The sequence below is a fragment of the Blautia acetigignens genome (genome assembly GCF_025566865.1).
Classification (GTDB): domain Bacteria; phylum Bacillota; class Clostridia; order Lachnospirales; family Lachnospiraceae; genus Blautia_A; species Blautia_A acetigignens.
The window spans coordinates 444,043-461,430 of sequence record NZ_JAOQJM010000002.1; the positions used below are offsets into that span (position 1 = coordinate 444,043).

Consider the following 17,388-nt stretch of genomic DNA (forward strand, 5'->3'; position numbering starts at 1 on the left):
GGGTTTGCGGGATTAGTGGAAACACTGTTCTTGTAATATTTTCGTAACATTCGATAGGTATGTCCAAAATATGTCCAAGCTTCGATTTTCGATTCCAGGCTTAGTTCTGATTCTTCATAACCTAATATAATCAGCCCCGGAACAGAATATGAATCTGTTTCGGGGCTGTCTTTAAATTTCTTTCATTTATGATTACTTATGCTGCAGGAGTCTCGCTGTCATCCAAGGTATCTCCAGCCATATCAGTCTGATCGTCATACTCTGTAATCTCCTCTGCACCGCTTCCAGATGCAGCTTCCATTACACTTTCCAGCCAGCCGTCCGGCATTCCGGCGCTAGTAAGATTCGCTGTGATGGTATCCATGTTAACGTCCTCACCGAATTTCTCCACATCTGCGTCATTACTGAAGTCATAAACATCTGTGAGAGAAGCAAAATCAACAGCTTCCAGATCTTCGCCCTCATTGCCGCCTGTAATAGATAATGCGCCAAGAGAAACGCCGTTTGCTGCAAGTGTAAGGTTCCACTCCATATTATTTTCATCTTTGCCGTCAGTTGTAAAGATCAGCTGCATTCCGCCAAATGGATCATAGGAATTGCCGTCCTCATCTTCGATCGGTGCTCCGGAAATGGTGTAGGTACCTTTCCAGATGCCGTTCTCAACAGCCTTGGTGTCATAATCTGCAACCTCAATCACGGCTGCATCCTCTCCGCCGGAAGTAAAGGTATAAGTTCCGCTTAAAACATCACCGCTTAAGGTTCCGCTTCCGTAAAGTCCCACACTGTCCTCATCGGAACCCATAGTAAAGGAAAATCCTCTCTGGTCGCCGTCAGTTGTGCACAGATATCTGAAAAGACTCTCTTCCTGCTCACCGTCATCAGCAAGCACCTCGCGTCCTACCACTTCTCCATTGTCATCCACCCATGCTCTTAACACAAAGCCGGATGTATCGCTCTCATCAATTTCTCCGTCCAGATCCTTCTCCAGATCCTCGATTGCCTGCAGGAATGTATCATAGGAATATTCCGGATCGTTCATAGCTTCTGTCCAGCTCTCAATCAGTCCCTTCAATTCCTCATCCGTCTTGGCTGTGTCCAGAATCTGCTGGAACATTGGCTGAGCCTCTGCCTGTGTCACATGGCCTTCCAGTACTGTCAGTTCTTGGCTGACATCGCCTGCTGCAGAACTCTGTGTCCCCGGATTCTCTCCGTCTGTCACATTGTCAAAAATAATGTCAGAATATCTGGTAAGGATGGAAGTCAGAGCATCCGCCTCCGGCAGATTATCCAAAGTAGAAAAATAGCTGTTCATAGCATCTGCCAGATCCATGCTTGTGGAGAACGAAGAATCCATTCCTTCCTCTTCCATTTCAGCTTCTGCTTCCTGGGTCATCTGCTCCATGTTCATTTTGATATAGCCTTCATTCAGCTCCGGAATTCTCATATAAACTTCAGAATTCTCTGTATCAAAATAGTACTCGATGGTACAGATCTTCGTGCCATTTACCTTCACATCCATGGTTTCGATCATGGTACCCTCATTTAAGTTCACCTTAGTGTCCATAGATGCATCTTCAAGCCAGGAGATATCCACAGGGGTGAGCATTCCAAGGATTGCTTTTCCACCGTCATCCAGACTCAGCTTGATCTCTGCATTTCCTTTCACTGCGCCATCGCCGATCTGTGCAAGATCCTGTGCATAATCTGCGCCCATTTCCTGGATTGCTTTGGCAAATGCGGCTTTCTCCGTTTCCTTGTAGGAATCTGCTGCCCATGCGGTCGCAGGTACTGCACTGATTCCCATAAGAGATGCTAATATAATGGCTGTAATCTTTCTCTTCTTCATACTTTCCTCCTTAAGTCAGAATCTGTTACTGTTCACACCGTGCCCAGTAACACGCTTCGCGGAATATTACCAGTGAACAGTAGCCCAAATCTTCTGAGATACATTGACATTTAGTTGATTATGTCAGATAATTAAGTTGTTATTAGAATATCATCTGGCATATTTAATGTCAACAGATTAACAGTATTCAAATTTATTTTTGTAATCTGCATTTTCTCGCTATTGAGAAAAAAACTATTTTGCCCTTATATTTCTCTTATTTCTCGCAAATGTACTCACCCAAGTTTTCCATATATCTCTGATCCCGCTCCACCGTGATCACCACCACATCATCCGGCTTGTACTCTTCCAGAAGCTCCGGGGTAAAATCATCGATGCGCACAAACACCGCATTCTGATAACGATACGGAAGGAATTTCTCCAGACGGAGCCGGAAGGAATCCCCAATCACAAGAATGGTTCTCTCATTAGACGAATTAGAAGAAAAGACCTTCAGCGTCTCCTCCCCGCCTTCACTTTCTTCTTTTTTCACCTTATAGTGAAGTCCATCGTGAAAATCACTGAGCCCATATTCCCTGTCATCATCCAGTTCCTCATATCTGCCGATCATCCGGGACAGGTCCCCGCGACAGGGCTTCTCCCCTTTTTCTATCACAATCTTCTCAATTGGCAGGGATTCTCCTGTCAGATCCCGGGTAATCTTTTCACTGGTGATATAGCCGCCCAGATTATTCATATGGGTATCATATTTGCGGAACAGCTGATACTGTTCGGAATATCCATCAAGATAATCATAAAGATACTCAAATTCCACATCGGAATTTTCAGCCATATACCTGGCGAAGCTTTCCATTCTGGAATCCCCCTCACCGATGATCTCCGGCTTATCCGGCATGTACTGGGTATAAACAGTCTCCTTGTTCGGCGCTACATAATAATGGAATGTCTCCACGCCATACCCGTAGAGCCAGTCTTGCACCTTGGCAATTCCAGCCGCAATTTCCCTGCTTTTTTCCTCGGTATACAAATTGGTCTTCTGATAATCAGCCATTGCGTTTTCCCCGTCCTTAGAAGGCAGGTAAAAAAGCCAGTTATCCTTTCCAATCACCACATCTCCAATCTTCGTATTCCGAAAAAGGCTGGTATCCATATAATTATTCAGACTCACCAGCGCATTTTTGAAGGGAAGATGATCCTTATAAAATTCCTCAAAGGCCTCTGGAAATTCCCCAAGAGAAGACAAACTGACCTCCGGAAACGCCGCCAGTTCCCTGTTCTCATTATTCTGCGTATTAAATTTATCGGAAAAAGCTCCGAAAATCACATTGGGCAGTATCAGACTTCCTGCAAATAACCAAATCAAAACTTTTTGTTTTCTCATATTCTTCCTGTCAAAATCTGAAATAAATAAACGGATTGTAGCTGTTGTTCACTAACGCCATCACACAAAGCCACAAAATCGCTATAGATGCCACGATTCTTGGCACTGTGACCACGCCATTCTCCGGAAATTTCCCCGGCATTTTTTCCCGCAAAAGCCCATACACCTTCTGAACAAATCCCGCGAACAGAATTCCCATGATCAACAGAAACAGCAGCTTTTTGTCCAGATATGCGGAGGTCAGAATCATTCCTCCATGGGACACAAACAGGTTCTTCACATAAGAACAAAACAGTCCGAAGTCCTCCGCACGGAAAAGGATCCAGCCCAAGAACACCACGATCATGGTATATCCCCAGCCAACAAAGCCCGGCAGCTTCTCCAGCTTTTTCCCCAGCCACACCCGTTCCAGGATCAGAAACAGTCCGTGATAAAGTCCCCAGAGAATAAATCCGGTTCCTGCGCCATGCCACATTCCGGTAAGGAAAAACACGATCAGAAGGTTTCGGTAGGTGCAAAGCGCTCCTTTCCTGTTCCCGCCAAGGGGAATGTACACATAATCCCGGAACCAGGAGGACAGGGAAATATGCCACCGTCTCCAGAATTCTTTCACAGAGCCGGACACGTAGGGATAATCAAAGTTCTCCTGAAACTGGAAGCCGAACATTTTCCCAAGGCCGACTGCCATATCGGAATAGCCTGAAAAATCGTAATAGATCTGCAGCATATAGAGAACTGCCCCAAGCCACAAGGCCTTTCTTGACACGGCTTCCGGTCCGTACTGAAAAATATCATCCACCACTTCCGCGAAAGCATTTGCCAGAAGAACCTTTTTCCCAAGGCCCCAGCAAAAGCGCATGACTCCTGCCGCAAATTTCTCCACAGTCTCCTTTCGTTCCAGAATCTGCTGCGCAATATCCCGGTACTTTACAATTGGTCCTGCGATCAGCTGGGGGAAAAAGGAAATGTACAAAAGCATATACCAGAAATTCCGCTGTGCCTTTACCTCTCCCCGGTAAACATCAATCACATAAGACAGCGCCTGGAAGGTATAAAAGGAAATTCCAATAGGCAGTGCCACCTGGGGAATCGAGAGATTTCCAAGGCCGCCAGGCAGGATTTTGCCAATTATCTCTGCCAGGAAATTAAAGTATTTAAAATATCCCAGAAGGCCAAGATTGATCAGAACCGTTCCCCACAGAATTCCCTTCCTATGGGTCTTATGGTCTTCCATAAAAATTCCGCCCATGAAATTAACCAGAACAGAACAAAGCATGAGAAGAATATAGACAGGTTCTCCCCACGCATAAAAAAGCAGGCTGAAAAACACCAGAATCCCATTGCGGATTTTCCTCGGGCTAAGATAATAGGCCGCCAGCACAAGCGGCAGAAAAATCCACAGAAAAAGCATTGAACTAAAAACCATTTGCCTCTCCTTTCTGTGGGATTAGTATAGCAAAAAAACCTTCCGTACACCAGAGGCTATGTAAAAAAAGCCGCCGATGTATGGAAGGTTCCTGATTTATGTGGATTATGGAATAAAATTACCAGATTTTAGAATCCACAGCTGCACGCTCGATAGAAAGGCCTTTCATGTATCTTTCCATAAACATGTTGAAGCCCTCTACTCCCTCCGGATCCGGGTTCAGGGTACTGCCCTGATTTCCTGCAAATACCTTGGTATCCAGGAAGTCTTCCAGAGTTTCATTTCCATCTTTATTTACAAGATAGGAAGCCAGAACTGCGATTCCCCATGCGCCGCCCTCTCCGGCAGTTTCCATAACAGAAACCGGAGCGTTCACTGCGTCTGCAAGAATCTGCTGTCCTACGCCTTTGGTCTTAAACAGTCCGCCGTGTCCAAGAAGACGGTCTACTTTTACGCCCTCTTTCTTAAACAGAATGTCAAGGCCTACTCTCATGGCACCAAGACAGGTGTAAAGATGGGTTCTCATAAAGTTTGCCAGATTGAATTTGCTCTCCGGGGAACGTACGAACAGCGGTCTTCCTTCCGAAAATCCGGTCATATGCTCGCCGGAGAAATAGCAGTAGGACAAAAGTCCGCCGCAGTCTACATCGCCTTCCAGAGCCTTATTGTATAAGGTTCCGAACAGCTTGTTCATATCAGCTTCTATGCCCATTGCCTCTGTAAACTCACGGAAAATATTGACCCATGCATTTAAATCTGTTGTACAGTTGTTGGAATGTGCCATTGCTACCGGATGTCCGGACGGAGTGGCTACCATATCAATCTCAGAATATGGGGCAGATAATTCTTTCTCCAGTACGATGGAAGCAAATACAGAAGTTCCGGCGGAAACATTTCCGGTACGCTTTGCAACACTGTTGGTTGCCACCATTCCGGTTCCTGCATCACCTTCCGGCGGGCACATTGGAATTCCGGCTTCCAGTCTGCCTGTCACATCCAGCAGTTTAGCTCCCTCTTCTGTAAGGCATCCTGCATCTTCACCGGCAACCAGACACTTAGGCAGAATTTCACGAAGCTTCCATGGGAAAACGTAAGAAGAAACCAGCTCATCAAACTGCTGCACCATGGTCTCGTTGTAGTCCTTCTTGCTGCTGTCTACCGGGAACATTCCGGCAACATCCCCGATTCCAAGAACTCTCTGTCCGGTAAGCTTCCAGTGTACATATGCTTCCAGAGTAGCGATATAATCAATATCCTTCACATGAGGCTCGCCGTTTAAGATAGCCTGATACAGATGGGCAATGCTCCATCTCTGCGGGATATTATACTGGAAAAGCTCTGACAGCTTTCTGCTTGCCTCTCCGGTAATATTGTTTCTCCAGGTTCTAAAAGGAACCAGAAGATTTCCAGCCTTGTCAAAAGGCATATAGCCGTGCATCATAGCACTGATTCCAATTGCTCCCACACGGGTCAGCTCTATGCCGTATTTCTCCTTTACATCCTTTACCATCTGCTGATAGCAGTCCTGGATGCAGGACCAGATGTCCTCAAGGCTGTAGGTCCACACACCATTCTCATAGCGATTCTCCCACTCATGTCCGCCTGATGCGATAGGCATGTTATTTCCATCTACCAGTACGGCCTTGATTCTTGTGGAACCAAACTCGATTCCAAGAGCGGTTCTGTTCTCCAGGATCGCCTGTTTTGCTTCTGCTGCTCCCATTGTAAATCCTCCCTTTTATTTGCGGAACGCAATCTCGTTCCAGCGAAGTTCATTCTTGAAATTACGAATTGTAGTATCTTCGTCAATGTAAACAGCTTCGATTCCCATTGCAGCTGCCCAGTCACCCATCTGCTCTGCAGTAAGATCGTAGGTAAATGCAGTGTGATGTGCGCCGCCGGCAAGGATCCATGCCTCTGCACCAGTTGCCAGATCCGGCTTTGGTGTCCAGAATGCGCTTCCTACAGGAAGCTTCGGCATCGGTTTCTCTACTTTCTTGCAGTCTACATCATTGATGATCAGACGGAAACGATCTCCCAGATCTACTAAAGAGGTTGCAATTCCAGGTCCTGTCTTGGATGTGAATACCAGTCTTGCCGGATCCTCTCTCTCACCCATGCTAAGCGGGCAAACCTTGATGGCTGGCTTTCCATCTGCTACAGACGGGCAAACCTCCAGCATATGGGACTGCAGGATTCCTTCCTTCCCCGGAACCAGATTGTAGGTATAGTCTTCCATAAGGGAGGTACCCTTGGCATCCTTCATTCCAGATGACATGATCTTCATCAGGCGTACCATTGCGGCTGTCTTCCAGTCACCCTCTGCGCCAAATCCATAGCCCTTCTCCATCAGTCTCTGGATTGCCAGTCCCGGAAGCTGCTGCAGTGCCCCAAGATCACCAAAATGGGTAACAATTGCCTGATAATTTTTCTCCTCAAGGAATCTCTCGAAACCAATCTCGATTCCTGCCTGTACTGCTACATGACGTTTGAATTCTTCCGGATCTCTACCCTCCAGAATAATGTCATATTTATTATAATATTCTTCCACAAGAGCGTCAATATCTCCCTTGGAAACAGCACTTACATATTCTGCGATCTCGTTTACCGGATAGGCGTCAACCTCCCAGCCAAATTTGATCTGAGCCTCTACCTTGTCACCCTCTGTAACTGCTACGTTGCGCATGTTGTCTGCAACACGGCATACACGGATATGGCTGCTTTCCATAATACCAATGGCAGTTCTCATCCAGGATGCAAGACGCTCCTGAACCTTCTTGTCTGTCCAGTGTCCTACAATGACCTTGCGCTCGATTCCCATACGGGTAACCATATGTCCATATTCACGGCCGCCGTGTGCAGACTGGTTCTCATTCATGAAATCCATATCAATGGTGTCGTATGGAATTTCCTGGTTGAACTGTGTGTGAAGATGGCACAGCGGCTTTCTGTATTCCTTCAGTCCCAGAATCCAGGATTTTGCCGGGGAAAAGGTGTGCATCCAGGTGATTACACCTGCACAATCCTCATCTGCATTTGCCTCGTTGAAGGTCTTGCGGATCAGTTCGTTTGTGATCAGGGTTGGCTTCCACACGATCTCATAGGGAAACATTCCGGATTTGTTCAGCTCATCCACAATAATGCGGGAATGCTCTGCTACCTTGCGAAGGCACTCATCTCCATAAAGGTCCTGTGATCCTGTGCAAAACCAGAATTTGTAATTTCTTCCTGTTTTCATTGATAAAACCCTCCTTGTGTTATATATTTTGTTAATATTGTTATTATCTCAGTCATATTTCCGGCAGGATCCTCGGATGATCAGTTCCGGCTGTATCATTCGCTCCACCTTACTGTCTTCTTCCGGCACACCGGCGATTTTTTCCAGAATCAGCTCTGCGGCCATCTCTCCCAGTTTTTCCTGGGGATGAGCTATGGTAGTAATTCCGGTTCCACGCTGGGCATAAAGAGAGTTGTCGTAACCGGTTACGGATATGTCCTCCGGAACCTTCAGCCCGCAGGCTTCCAGCGTCTCGATCACCTGCACCGCGATCTGGTCATTGTAGCAGACAATCCCGTCCGGCAAATTCCCGCTTCTTACCATTTCTCGAACCATCATGGCAGGCTTGCTTTTCCGGTCTTCTGTATGAAACCATACAACTGCATCCGGATCGTAGCTGATTCCAGCCTCCTGCAGCGCCTTTACATACCCCTTGTGCCGATTGATTCCCTGGATATCATCCGCCTTGAAAAATCCTGTAATCCGGCGGTGTCCCAGTTCCAGAAGATACTGGGTGACCAGATATCCTCCCCGCACATCATCCATAAGGATATGGGGCTTGTCCTTCATTTCCGTATAAATTCCCTGAATAAAAACATAAGGGATCTGGTACTTGTCCAGATTTTCATAGAGATTTGGGTGACGGCAGCTAAGCTGGCTTTTGCTCGGCTCGATGATCAGTCCATCAATATCCTTCTGCAAAAGCTCCTCCAGACATCTGGCTTCCTTCTGACGGCTGTTTCCCGTATTTTTCAGAATAATGCTGTATCCCTGCTCGGACAGGATATTATCCATTCCCTGGATCAGCCTTGGGAAAATATAATCGGAAATATAGGTGGTCACTACTGCAATATTTCTGGACTTCTTCATGTGCCGCATTTTTTCTGAGCAGAAGGTTCCCTTGCCGTGATAGGCTTCCACGTAGCCTTCCCGTTCCAGAAGTGCTATGGCTTTGCGCACGGTATGTCTGCTGAGGGAATATTTCTCTGTAAGCTGATTCTCGGAGGGCAGCTTCTCTCCTGGCTGTATCTGGCCGGAAAGGATTTCCTCTTTCAGCTCTTCCATCAGGGTAAAATATTTGGGCTTGCCGTTTTCCGTCATGTTTCCTTCCTCCTGATTTGTATCTTACAACTTGTACGCACATATGGACAAGTTGTTGTTTACTGACAGACTGCAACAAAATATATATAAGACTTTGTGAAATTTTACTTACTTTTGGATTTTAATAATGATATGAATAATAGAAAAAACTGTTATTTCACGCTTATGGCATTTACACCGAAGGCTTTTCCCGGATCATATCCATGAATGAGCCATGCCAGGCATAAACACATTCATGGATACGGTCCAGAACTTTCCCTGTTAATTATAAGATCTCAATCAACGCATCAATATCTTCCATCTTTGTGGCCCAGCTTGTTGCAAAGCGAACCACTGTATGATTGTCGTCATATTTTTCCCAGAAGCCATATTTCACCTTTTTGCCCAGTTCTTCCATCTTCTGGTTCTCAAGCACTACGAAAATCTGATTGGTAGGAGAATCGAGAAAGAACTGATAGTTCTTTTCCTTCAGGGCAGACTTTAATTTCGCAGCTGTATCAATGGCATTTTTGCTGATTTCCAGGTACAGGTTGTCTGTGAAAAGTGCATCGAACTGAATTCCAAGAAGCCTTCCTTTGGCCAGAAGTGCCCCCTGCTGCTTGATCATGGTGAAGAAATGCTTCGGAGCCTTTTTCGGGAACACAACCGCTTCGCCGCACAGCGCGCCAACCTTTGTGCCGCCAATATAAAATACATCTGTGTATTTGGCAATGTCCTTCAAAGTTACATCCGTATCTGCCACCAGGCCGTATCCAAGTCTTGCGCCGTCCAGGAACAGCGGGATCTCATATTTTCTGCACACACCGGAAATATCTTCCAGTTCCTGTCTGGTGTAAAGGGTTCCGTATTCTGTGGGATGGGAAATATATACCATTCCCGGGAAAACCATGTGGTCGTAACTTCCGTCTGCATAGTAGGTTTCCAGATAATTCTTCAGATCTGCAGCTGAGATCTTGCCGTCTTTCTGAGGCAGCGGCAGCACCTTATGTCCGGTAAATTCGATGGCACCTGCCTCATGGGCATTCACATGTCCGGTCACTGCAGAAAGCACGCCCTCATAGCGGTTCAGCATGGATGCAATCACCACTGCATTTGTCTGGGTTCCTCCAACCAGAAAATATACCTCTCCATCCGTGCAGCCGCAGGCAGCCTTGATTTTCTCCTTTGCCTGGTCACAGTAAGGGTCCTGTCCATATCCCGGCACCTTTTCCATATTTGTTTCCAGTAATCTTTTTAAAATCGCCTCATGGGCACCTTCACAGTAATCGTTCTCAAAATATAACATTTTGTACTCCTTCTGTTCTTTACTTGTATCATAACTTGTATGCTTCAGAACAAGCTTGAAATATCTCCCCCATTTCCAGCAAAGTGGGGCATGCAGATTGCGGGAATGATTTTGAGGGCACGCTCTAATCATACCCCTGGAAAACTTTTTTTACAAGCCTGCTTTTTTCTGTTGACAAATCCAGGTTCTGCAAACTATAATGACCACAATGAAAGGGAGTAGCTGGCATATTGGATTTTTGCTTTTGGGAAGCATGATTCATTATGGATTTTCATGCGTCAGAACGGTAAGCAGTGCAGAAGCATATTTGCGAAAAGATTTCTGCATGCTGCAAGCCCGCATAGAATTGAAATAGCAAGACTTTTATTACAATATTCGCATATCTTTAGGTATGCCTTATTGTAATAAAAGTCTTTTTTATATATTTTTTTCACAATACTACCCCAAAGGAGGAAACACTATGGAATTTTTAACAGATGGAATTATGGCTCTGACATGGCAGCAACTGGTAATGTACGCTGTAGGAATCACTTTGATCTGGCTAGCGATCAAGAAAGGGTTCGAACCAGCCTTGCTTTTGCCTATGGGATTTGGTGCCATTCTTGTAAACCTGCCATTTTCCGGAGTGGTAAATCAGACCCTCACCGGAGGAATCCATGCAAACGGCGTCATTGAGTGGATGTTCCATGTGGGAATCGAAGCTTCCGAGGTGATGCCGATCCTGCTGTTTATTGGAATCGGCGCAATGATTGATTTCGGCCCCCTGCTCTCCGGACCTTCTCTGTTTTTATTCGGTGCCGGCGCACAGTTTGGAATATTTGCGGCTATTCTCGTGGCTGCCCTGCTTGGATTTCGTCTTACAGATGCGGCCTCTATTGGAATTATCGGTGCAGCAGACGGACCAACCTCCATTCTGGTATCCCAGGTTCTTGGCTCCAGGTACATCGGCGCCATTGCAGTGGCAGCCTATTCCTACATGGCTCTGGTTCCCATTGTGCAGCCCTTCGCCATCCGCCTTGTCACTACAAAAAAAGAACGCTGCATTCACATGGATTACAATCCCAAATCCGTTTCCAAAATTATAAGGATTGCCTTTCCCATTGCCGTAACCATGATCGTGGGACTTGTTGCCCCTCAGTCTGTTGCGCTGGTAGGCTTCCTTATGTTCGGAAATCTGATCCGTGAATGCGGTGTTCTTGGAACCATGTCCGATACCGCCCAGAATATTCTGGCAAACCTGATCACCCTGCTTCTTGGAATCACAATCTCCTTCAGCATGCGTGCGGATCAGTTCGTAACCAAAGACACCCTGCTGATCCTGGTGATCGGGCTTTTTGCCTTCGTAATGGATACCATCGGCGGAGTCCTTCTGGCCAAATTTATGAATCTTTTCCTGAAAAAAAAGATCAATCCCATGATCGGCGGTGCCGGAATCTCAGCCTTCCCCATGTCCTCAAGAGTAATCCAGAAAATGGCAATGGAAGAAGATCCCACCAACGTGATTCTCATGCAGGCTGCAGGTGCCAATGTATCCGGACAGATTGCCTCAGTCATAGCCGGAGGCATGGTCATCAATCTGGCTGCTTCCTGCGATCAGGCAAACACCGTAATGGCTGCCCTTACCATCATGGGAAAAGGCATGGCAGGAATCTTCGCCGCTATCCTGATCATCCTCCTTCTGGTATGGATTCTCAGGAAAGTCAGCCGTTAATCCTCCTGTGACTCATCTTCCTCTTTCTCCCTGTCATAATTTTCCAGGAAGGAATGACGGACGCCATACTGCTTGTAGCCAACAACGGTATCAATATTGACGTTCTCAACGCTTTTGAAAATATTGCCTTCTACAAACGGGTTCACCTGCTTCAGGTCGCGGATCAGTTCCTTAATCTCCACACGCTTGGAGCGGTTCTCGTTGTTGCAGGTGGTACAGGTATCTGTAAACTTGCATGCGCACTGGATAAAATGCAGGTCATTGTAATCCCGCCATGCCTTGATGTCGTCTTCACGCACCAGATACAAAGGACGGATCAGCTCCATGCCCTCAAAATTGGTGCTGTGAAGCTTCGGCATCATAGTCTGCACCTGCGCGCCGTAAAGCATTCCCATAAGAATGGTCTCAATTACATCATCATAATGATGGCCCAGGGCAATCTTGTTGCAGCCCATTTCTTTTGCAAAGGCATATAAATGGCCTCTTCGCATTCTGGCGCAGAGATAGCATGGAGACTTCTCTACATTAAATACAGATTCAAAAATATCTGACTCAAAAATGCGGATGGGAATGTTCAGCTTCTTCGCATTCTCCTCGATCACCTGGCGGTTGGCCGGGCTGTAGCCAGGATCCATAACAAGGAACTTCACCTCAAAATCAAATTTATTGTGAAGCTTCAGTTCCTGGAAGCATTTTGCCATAAGCATGGAGTCCTTGCCGCCGGAAATACAGACTGCAATCTTATCTCCCGGCTTCACAAGCTCATAGGTATTGATAGCCTTGGTAAATTTGGACCAGATTTTTTTCTTAAATTTCTTGCGGAGGCTGATCTCCACATTCTTAGCAAAATCCTCATCCTGGGAATTCTTCATCACGTCCATAAGCCAGGCAATATAGCCGCGCTCCAGGCTCACTGCATCCAGGCCTTCTTCCGTCAGATTCTCAGCCACTTCCTTGCTGTTGATTCCGCGGCTGCAGCAGATGACAAGTTTCTTCGCCTTATCCACATCCGGATTGCTCAAAATTTCTTCTGGCTTACAGGCAACTGCGCCCTTCACTGCGCCATGGGAAATCTCGATTTCATCGCGGATATCAATGATCTGATAAGAATTTTCGGGTAACTGTTTTAATTCTTCTATTGTTATACTGCTCATTGAAAAACCTTTCCTCTAAAAAATGTCTTAATCCATTAATTCCGGTTCTTGATCAGTGACAGGATAAACAGGATCACTGCCAGAACAGCGAAGAACGGAATCACCGCCACCAGAATATGGAACAAAAGAAATACGATGATCAGCAGGCCTACAACGCCAAGCAGCTTGCTGTACCAGGTATCAAAGCGCCATACATGGGCATGCTTCCCGCCGGAGCTCTGTGTGTCCTCTGTCTCGTCTGAATAAGTGCTGTACTCTGCATAGTCAGCCTGACCATCATCCACATCTGTATCAAGTAAAGTCCTGGCGATCAGCCTTGGATCTCCAAGCTCCGCAAGAACCTGCTGTTCATCACGGCCGCTTCTCACCTGGGACTGAATATAATCCTCATAATAACGCACATGTGCAGCCACCTTGCCCTCATGCATCTGACCGGACAGCTGGCTTCTCAATGTATCCAGAAATTCAGTTCTGTTCATCTGATTGATTCAACCTTTCTATAACAGATTTGTCATTAAAAATTTCATATTATATTCTAACAATACTTGTCCCCATACGCAACTGTCCAAGTCATAAAATTTTTATGAAGCCTTTCTGAAAGCATTCTAAATTACAAGATATATATGGAATGTCTTTTTAAATTTTTGTTACTTTTCACAAATATGCTGTTCGTTTTTTGACAATAATGCTGTTCGTTATTTTCTTGACAAGATGTTTTTTTAATGATACAATTAATGCATCAATTGAAAAGCTTCTGAATACTGACGGATCGTGGAGTTTACCACAAGGACTTCGGAAGCAGATCATAGCCGACCGTCTGGGCAGTATTTGAACTTTCAGATACTGTCCTTTTTTTACCGGGCGGTACCTCTTTTACGAGGGATAATGCCGCTGCCTTTTTAAGGAGCGGTATTGCAAACCATTTAATCTTACACAACGAAAGGAGCTTTTATTATGGGGTTTAAAAGTGACATCGAAATCGCACAGGAATGCGAAATGAAACCAATTACTGAGATTGCGGCTAAGGCAGGTATTGATGACAAGTATCTTGAGCAGTACGGCAAATACAAAGCAAAAATCGACTACAATCTGTTAAAAGAAACCGACAAGAAGGATGGCAAGCTGATCCTTGTTACAGCCATCAACCCGACTCCGGCAGGAGAAGGAAAAACAACTACAACTGTTGGTCTTGCAGATGCTATGCAGCAGATGGGTAAGAGTGTTATGGTTGCACTTCGTGAGCCATCCCTTGGACCGGTATTCGGTGTAAAGGGCGGCGCAGCAGGCGGCGGATATGCACAGGTTGTTCCTATGGAGGATATCAACCTTCACTTCACAGGTGACTTCCATGCGATTGGCGCAGCTAACAACCTTCTGGCAGCAATGATCGACAACCACATTTTCCAGGGCAACGCTCTGAACATTGACCCACGTAAGATCACATGGAGAAGATGCGTAGATATGAACGACCGTCAGCTTCGTAATGTAGTAGACGGACTTGGCGGAAGAACAAACGGTATGCCTCGTGAAGACGGCTATGACATTACCGTTGCTTCCGAAATTATGGCAGTTCTCTGCCTGGCAAGCGACATCACAGACCTGAAGAAGAGACTTGCCAGAATGATCATTGGTTATACATACGGCAAACCATCAGAGCAGAAACCAGTTACAGCTGGTGACCTCCACGCAGAGGGTGCTATGACAGCACTTCTGAAAGATGCCCTGAAACCGAACCTGGTTCAGACTCTTGAGCATGTACCTGCAATCGTTCACGGCGGACCATTTGCAAACATCGCTCACGGATGCAACTCTGTAACCGCTACAAAGATGGCTCTGAAGCTTGCTGATTATGCAATCACAGAGGCTGGATTCGGTGCTGACCTTGGTGCTGAGAAATTCCTTGACATCAAGTGCCGTATGGCTGACCTTCATCCAAACGCAGTTGTAATCGTTGCTACCGTTCGTGCTCTTAAATATAACGGCGGCGTTGCAAAAGCAGATCTGAACAACGAGAACCTGGAGGCTCTTGAGAAAGGTCTTCCGAACCTGCTGAAACATGTAAGCAATATCAAGAACGTTTACAAGCTTCCATGTGTTGTTGCAATCAACGCATTCCCGACCGACACAAAGGCAGAGCTTGACCTTGTAGAAGCAAAATGCAAAGAGCTTGGCGTTAACGTTGCACTTTCCGAAGTATGGGCAAAAGGCGGCGAAGGCGGCAAGAAGTTAGCAGAGGAAGTTATCCGTCTGGTTGAAGAGCCGAACGACTTCACATATTCCTACGAGCTTGAGGGCTCTATCGAAGATAAGCTGAACAATATCGTTCAGAAGATTTATGGCGGCAAGAGAGTTGTTCTTACAGCCAACGCTCAGAAACAGGCAAAACAGCTGGAGGCTCTTGGCTTTGGCAACTGTCCGATCTGCGTTGCAAAGACACAGTACAGCTTAACAGATGACCAGACCAAGCTTGGCGCTCCGACAGACTTCGAAGTAACTGTTCGTAACCTGAAGATTTCCGCAGGTGCAGGCTTCATCGTAGCCCTTACCGGCGAGATCATGACCATGCCAGGTCTTCCGAAGGTTCCGGCTGCTGAGAAGATCGACGTAGACGAAACAGGCAAGATCACAGGACTGTTCTAATTGAAATTTAACTATAAATTCCCGGGAGAATATTACCTCCCGGGAATTTTTTTGCAAAAAATCGCCGGGGAGCAATTCCCCGGCTGGTTTTGGTTTTATGTAATTATTTCAGCTTCTTGCCTGTGAGCATCTCGTATGCCTGCAGGTATTTGTCGATGGTCTTGTCCACGATTTCCTGTGGGAGAGTCCAGTTGTTGTCCGGATTGGCTTTGAGCCAGTCGCGGGCGAACTGCTTGTCAAAGGATGGCTGGCCATGTCCTGGCTCATATCCATCTGCCGGCCAGAATCTGGAGCTGTCCGGTGTAAGCATTTCATCGCCAAGCACAATGTTTCCATTCTCATCCAGACCAAACTCAAACTTGGTATCTGCAATGATGATGCCCTTGCTCAACGCATACTCTGCACATTTTTTATATAATGCGATGGTGTAATCACGGATCTTCTCGGCATATTCCTGACCATGTCCCGGATAGTATTTCTCAAGGTGAGCAACGCTCTGCTCGAAAGAAATATTCTCGTCATGGTCTCCGATCTCAGCCTTGGTAGAAGGTGTGTAAATAGGCTCAGGCAGCTTGTCTGATTCCTTCAGTCCCTCCGGAAGAGTAATTCCGCAGACTGTGCCGTCCTTCTGGTAGCTTGCCCAGCCGCTTCCGGTAATATATCCGCGAACGATACACTCAACCGGAATCATATCCAGCTTGCGGCACATCATGCTGTTTCCGTCAAATTTCTCCTGCTGGAAAAACTCCGGCATGTCTTTGACATCAACAGAAAGCATGTGGTTTGGCAGGATGTCCTGAGTCATATCGAACCAGAACTTGGACATCTGTGTGAGAACAGTGCCCTTCTTAGTCACTTCGTTGTTCAGGATCACGTCAAAACAGCTGATACGGTCTGTTGCAACCATGATCAGACTGTCTCCGTTGTCGTAAATCTCGCGCACTTTGCCTTCTTTAACTGGCTTCATTTCCTGCATAGCTTTACACCTCGTCACTTTTCTTTTTTAGTTTTATCTGCTGGAAAATATTTTTAAAAACAGTTCTTCCTGTTCCTTATTTTCCATTTGCATTACCTTATTATTTTACCATTTCACAGGGCAAAAAACAATTCTCCTAATTGCCGAAATCACAGCTTCTTTTGCAGGAATCCATGTGAATCTTCACAGAACTGAAACAAACTTTCAGATTTCCATGTATCCGACTGGTTTTTCTCTCCTTACAGGCACTGCCTGCAGCCGCGCTACTTAAATACATATCGGTTTTTTCCATTTTTCTTCGCCACATAAAGATTATTGTCCGCACTGCTGATAAACTCAGCCAGGCTGTAACCACTTTCCACGGTTTTGTTTACCACTCCCATGGAAATAGTCACATGCTGGAAGACCATATGATCAAGAAAAGGCATCTTCGCACTGTTAATATTGCAGAACAGCTTTTCTATAAAGTCTCTTAATTCTTCGTCAGATTTATTAATACCCAGAATTACAAACTCATCTCCTCCATAACGGCTTACAAAATATTCCAGCTGAAGCAGACAGGATGCCAGACAAATAAAATGCCGGAATGCT

The 17,388-nt window shown here is 46.0% G+C and carries 11 protein-coding genes, 2 pseudogenes and 1 riboswitch; of the genes and pseudogenes, 2 read left to right on the plus strand and 11 right to left on the minus strand.

The features are described from left to right. Nucleotides 1–196 precede the first annotated feature (196 nt). The 7 genes from OCV70_RS04930 to OCV70_RS04960 all read right to left on the minus strand — a co-directional run bounded on the left by OCV70_RS04930 (nt 197) and on the right by OCV70_RS04960 (nt 10,316). Entirely contained in the window at nt 197–1,846 is a 1,650-nt protein-coding gene (locus OCV70_RS04930; RefSeq protein WP_173765138.1) for a hypothetical protein, read from the minus strand. 256 nt (nt 1,847–2,102) lie between these two features. Further along, the gene (locus OCV70_RS04935) at nt 2,103–3,227 is read right to left on the minus strand and encodes an alginate O-acetyltransferase AlgX-related protein (RefSeq protein WP_117853130.1); all 1,125 of its coding nucleotides are present in this window, start codon (nt 3,225–3,227) and stop codon (nt 2,103–2,105) included. A gap of 10 nt (nt 3,228–3,237) precedes the next feature. After that, nucleotides 3,238–4,653, minus strand: coding sequence for an MBOAT family O-acyltransferase (locus OCV70_RS04940; protein WP_021926373.1), 1,416 nt, complete (start codon nt 4,651–4,653; stop codon nt 3,238–3,240). A gap of 118 nt (nt 4,654–4,771) precedes the next feature. Continuing rightward, on the minus strand, nt 4,772–6,376 hold the full coding sequence (locus tag OCV70_RS04945; RefSeq protein WP_262579312.1) for a xylulokinase: 1,605 nt from the start codon (nt 6,374–6,376) through the stop codon (nt 4,772–4,774). A gap of 15 nt (nt 6,377–6,391) precedes the next feature. Continuing rightward, nucleotides 6,392–7,891 carry an L-arabinose isomerase gene (gene araA, locus OCV70_RS04950; protein WP_021926371.1) on the minus strand — a complete coding sequence of 500 codons (1,500 nt, stop codon included), beginning with the start codon at nt 7,889–7,891 and terminating at the stop codon, nt 6,392–6,394. A gap of 48 nt (nt 7,892–7,939) precedes the next feature. Further along, nucleotides 7,940–9,031: a GntR family transcriptional regulator gene (locus OCV70_RS04955; RefSeq protein ID WP_117853124.1), complete on the minus strand. Its 1,092-nt coding sequence runs from the start codon at nt 9,029–9,031 to the stop codon at nt 7,940–7,942. Between the two features lie 265 nt (nt 9,032–9,296). Further along, the gene (locus OCV70_RS04960; protein WP_173765134.1) at nt 9,297–10,316 is read right to left on the minus strand and encodes a threonine aldolase family protein; all 1,020 of its coding nucleotides are present in this window, start codon (nt 10,314–10,316) and stop codon (nt 9,297–9,299) included. Between the two features lie 460 nt (nt 10,317–10,776). Here OCV70_RS04960 and OCV70_RS04965 point away from each other — a divergent pair. Next, nucleotides 10,777–11,901, plus strand: a pseudogene (locus OCV70_RS04965) (sodium ion-translocating decarboxylase subunit beta); the annotation flags it as partial. 428 nt (nt 11,902–12,329) lie between these two features. Here OCV70_RS04965 and OCV70_RS04970 read toward each other — a convergent pair. Together OCV70_RS04970 and OCV70_RS04975 are read right to left on the minus strand one after the other, a co-directional pair. Beyond that, nucleotides 12,330–13,181 (minus strand): annotated as a pseudogene (locus OCV70_RS04970) (PP-loop family protein); the annotation flags it as partial. A gap of 35 nt (nt 13,182–13,216) precedes the next feature. Next, nucleotides 13,217–13,660 carry a DUF1700 domain-containing protein gene (locus tag OCV70_RS04975; RefSeq protein WP_021926365.1) on the minus strand — a complete coding sequence of 148 codons (444 nt, stop codon included), beginning with the start codon at nt 13,658–13,660 and terminating at the stop codon, nt 13,217–13,219. Nucleotides 13,661–13,928: 268 nt separating this feature from the next. After that, nucleotides 13,929–14,011: riboswitch (ZMP/ZTP riboswitch) on the plus strand. A 124-nt stretch (nt 14,012–14,135) separates the two neighbouring features. Here OCV70_RS04975 and OCV70_RS04980 point away from each other — a divergent pair. Beyond that, nucleotides 14,136–15,821 carry a formate--tetrahydrofolate ligase gene (locus tag OCV70_RS04980; protein ID WP_021926364.1) on the plus strand — a complete coding sequence of 562 codons (1,686 nt, stop codon included), beginning with the start codon at nt 14,136–14,138 and terminating at the stop codon, nt 15,819–15,821. A 103-nt stretch (nt 15,822–15,924) separates the two neighbouring features. Here OCV70_RS04980 and OCV70_RS04985 read toward each other — a convergent pair whose 3' ends face one another. Further along, complete coding sequence (locus tag OCV70_RS04985; RefSeq protein WP_021926363.1) at nt 15,925–16,797, minus strand: phosphoribosylaminoimidazolesuccinocarboxamide synthase; 873 nt, start codon at nt 16,795–16,797, stop codon at nt 15,925–15,927. Between the two features lie 263 nt (nt 16,798–17,060). Beyond that, entirely contained in the window at nt 17,061–17,372 is a 312-nt protein-coding gene (locus tag OCV70_RS04990) for a GGDEF domain-containing protein (RefSeq protein WP_186901957.1), read from the minus strand. Nucleotides 17,373–17,388 lie beyond the last annotated feature (16 nt).

Bases quoted from the DNA above. Each gene is read 5' to 3' on its own strand.
- OCV70_RS04930 (WP_173765138.1), bottom strand. From the start codon at position 1,846: ATGAAGAAGAGAAAGATTACAGCCATTATATTAGCATCTCTTATGGGA.
- OCV70_RS04935 (WP_117853130.1), bottom strand. From the start codon at position 3,227: ATGAGAAAACAAAAAGTTTTGATTTGGTTATTTGCAGGAAGTCTGATA.
- OCV70_RS04940 (WP_021926373.1), bottom strand. From the start codon at position 4,653: ATGGTTTTTAGTTCAATGCTTTTTCTGTGGATTTTTCTGCCGCTTGTG.
- OCV70_RS04945 (WP_262579312.1), bottom strand. From the start codon at position 6,376: ATGGGAGCAGCAGAAGCAAAACAGGCGATCCTGGAGAACAGAACCGCT.
- araA (WP_021926371.1), bottom strand. From the start codon at position 7,891: ATGAAAACAGGAAGAAATTACAAATTCTGGTTTTGCACAGGATCACAG.
- OCV70_RS04955 (WP_117853124.1), bottom strand. From the start codon at position 9,031: ATGACGGAAAACGGCAAGCCCAAATATTTTACCCTGATGGAAGAGCTG.
- OCV70_RS04960 (WP_173765134.1), bottom strand. From the start codon at position 10,316: ATGTTATATTTTGAGAACGATTACTGTGAAGGTGCCCATGAGGCGATT.
- OCV70_RS04975 (WP_021926365.1), bottom strand. From the start codon at position 13,660: ATGAACAGAACTGAATTTCTGGATACATTGAGAAGCCAGCTGTCCGGT.
- OCV70_RS04980 (WP_021926364.1), top strand. From the start codon at position 14,136: ATGGGGTTTAAAAGTGACATCGAAATCGCACAGGAATGCGAAATGAAA.
- OCV70_RS04985 (WP_021926363.1), bottom strand. From the start codon at position 16,797: ATGCAGGAAATGAAGCCAGTTAAAGAAGGCAAAGTGCGCGAGATTTAC.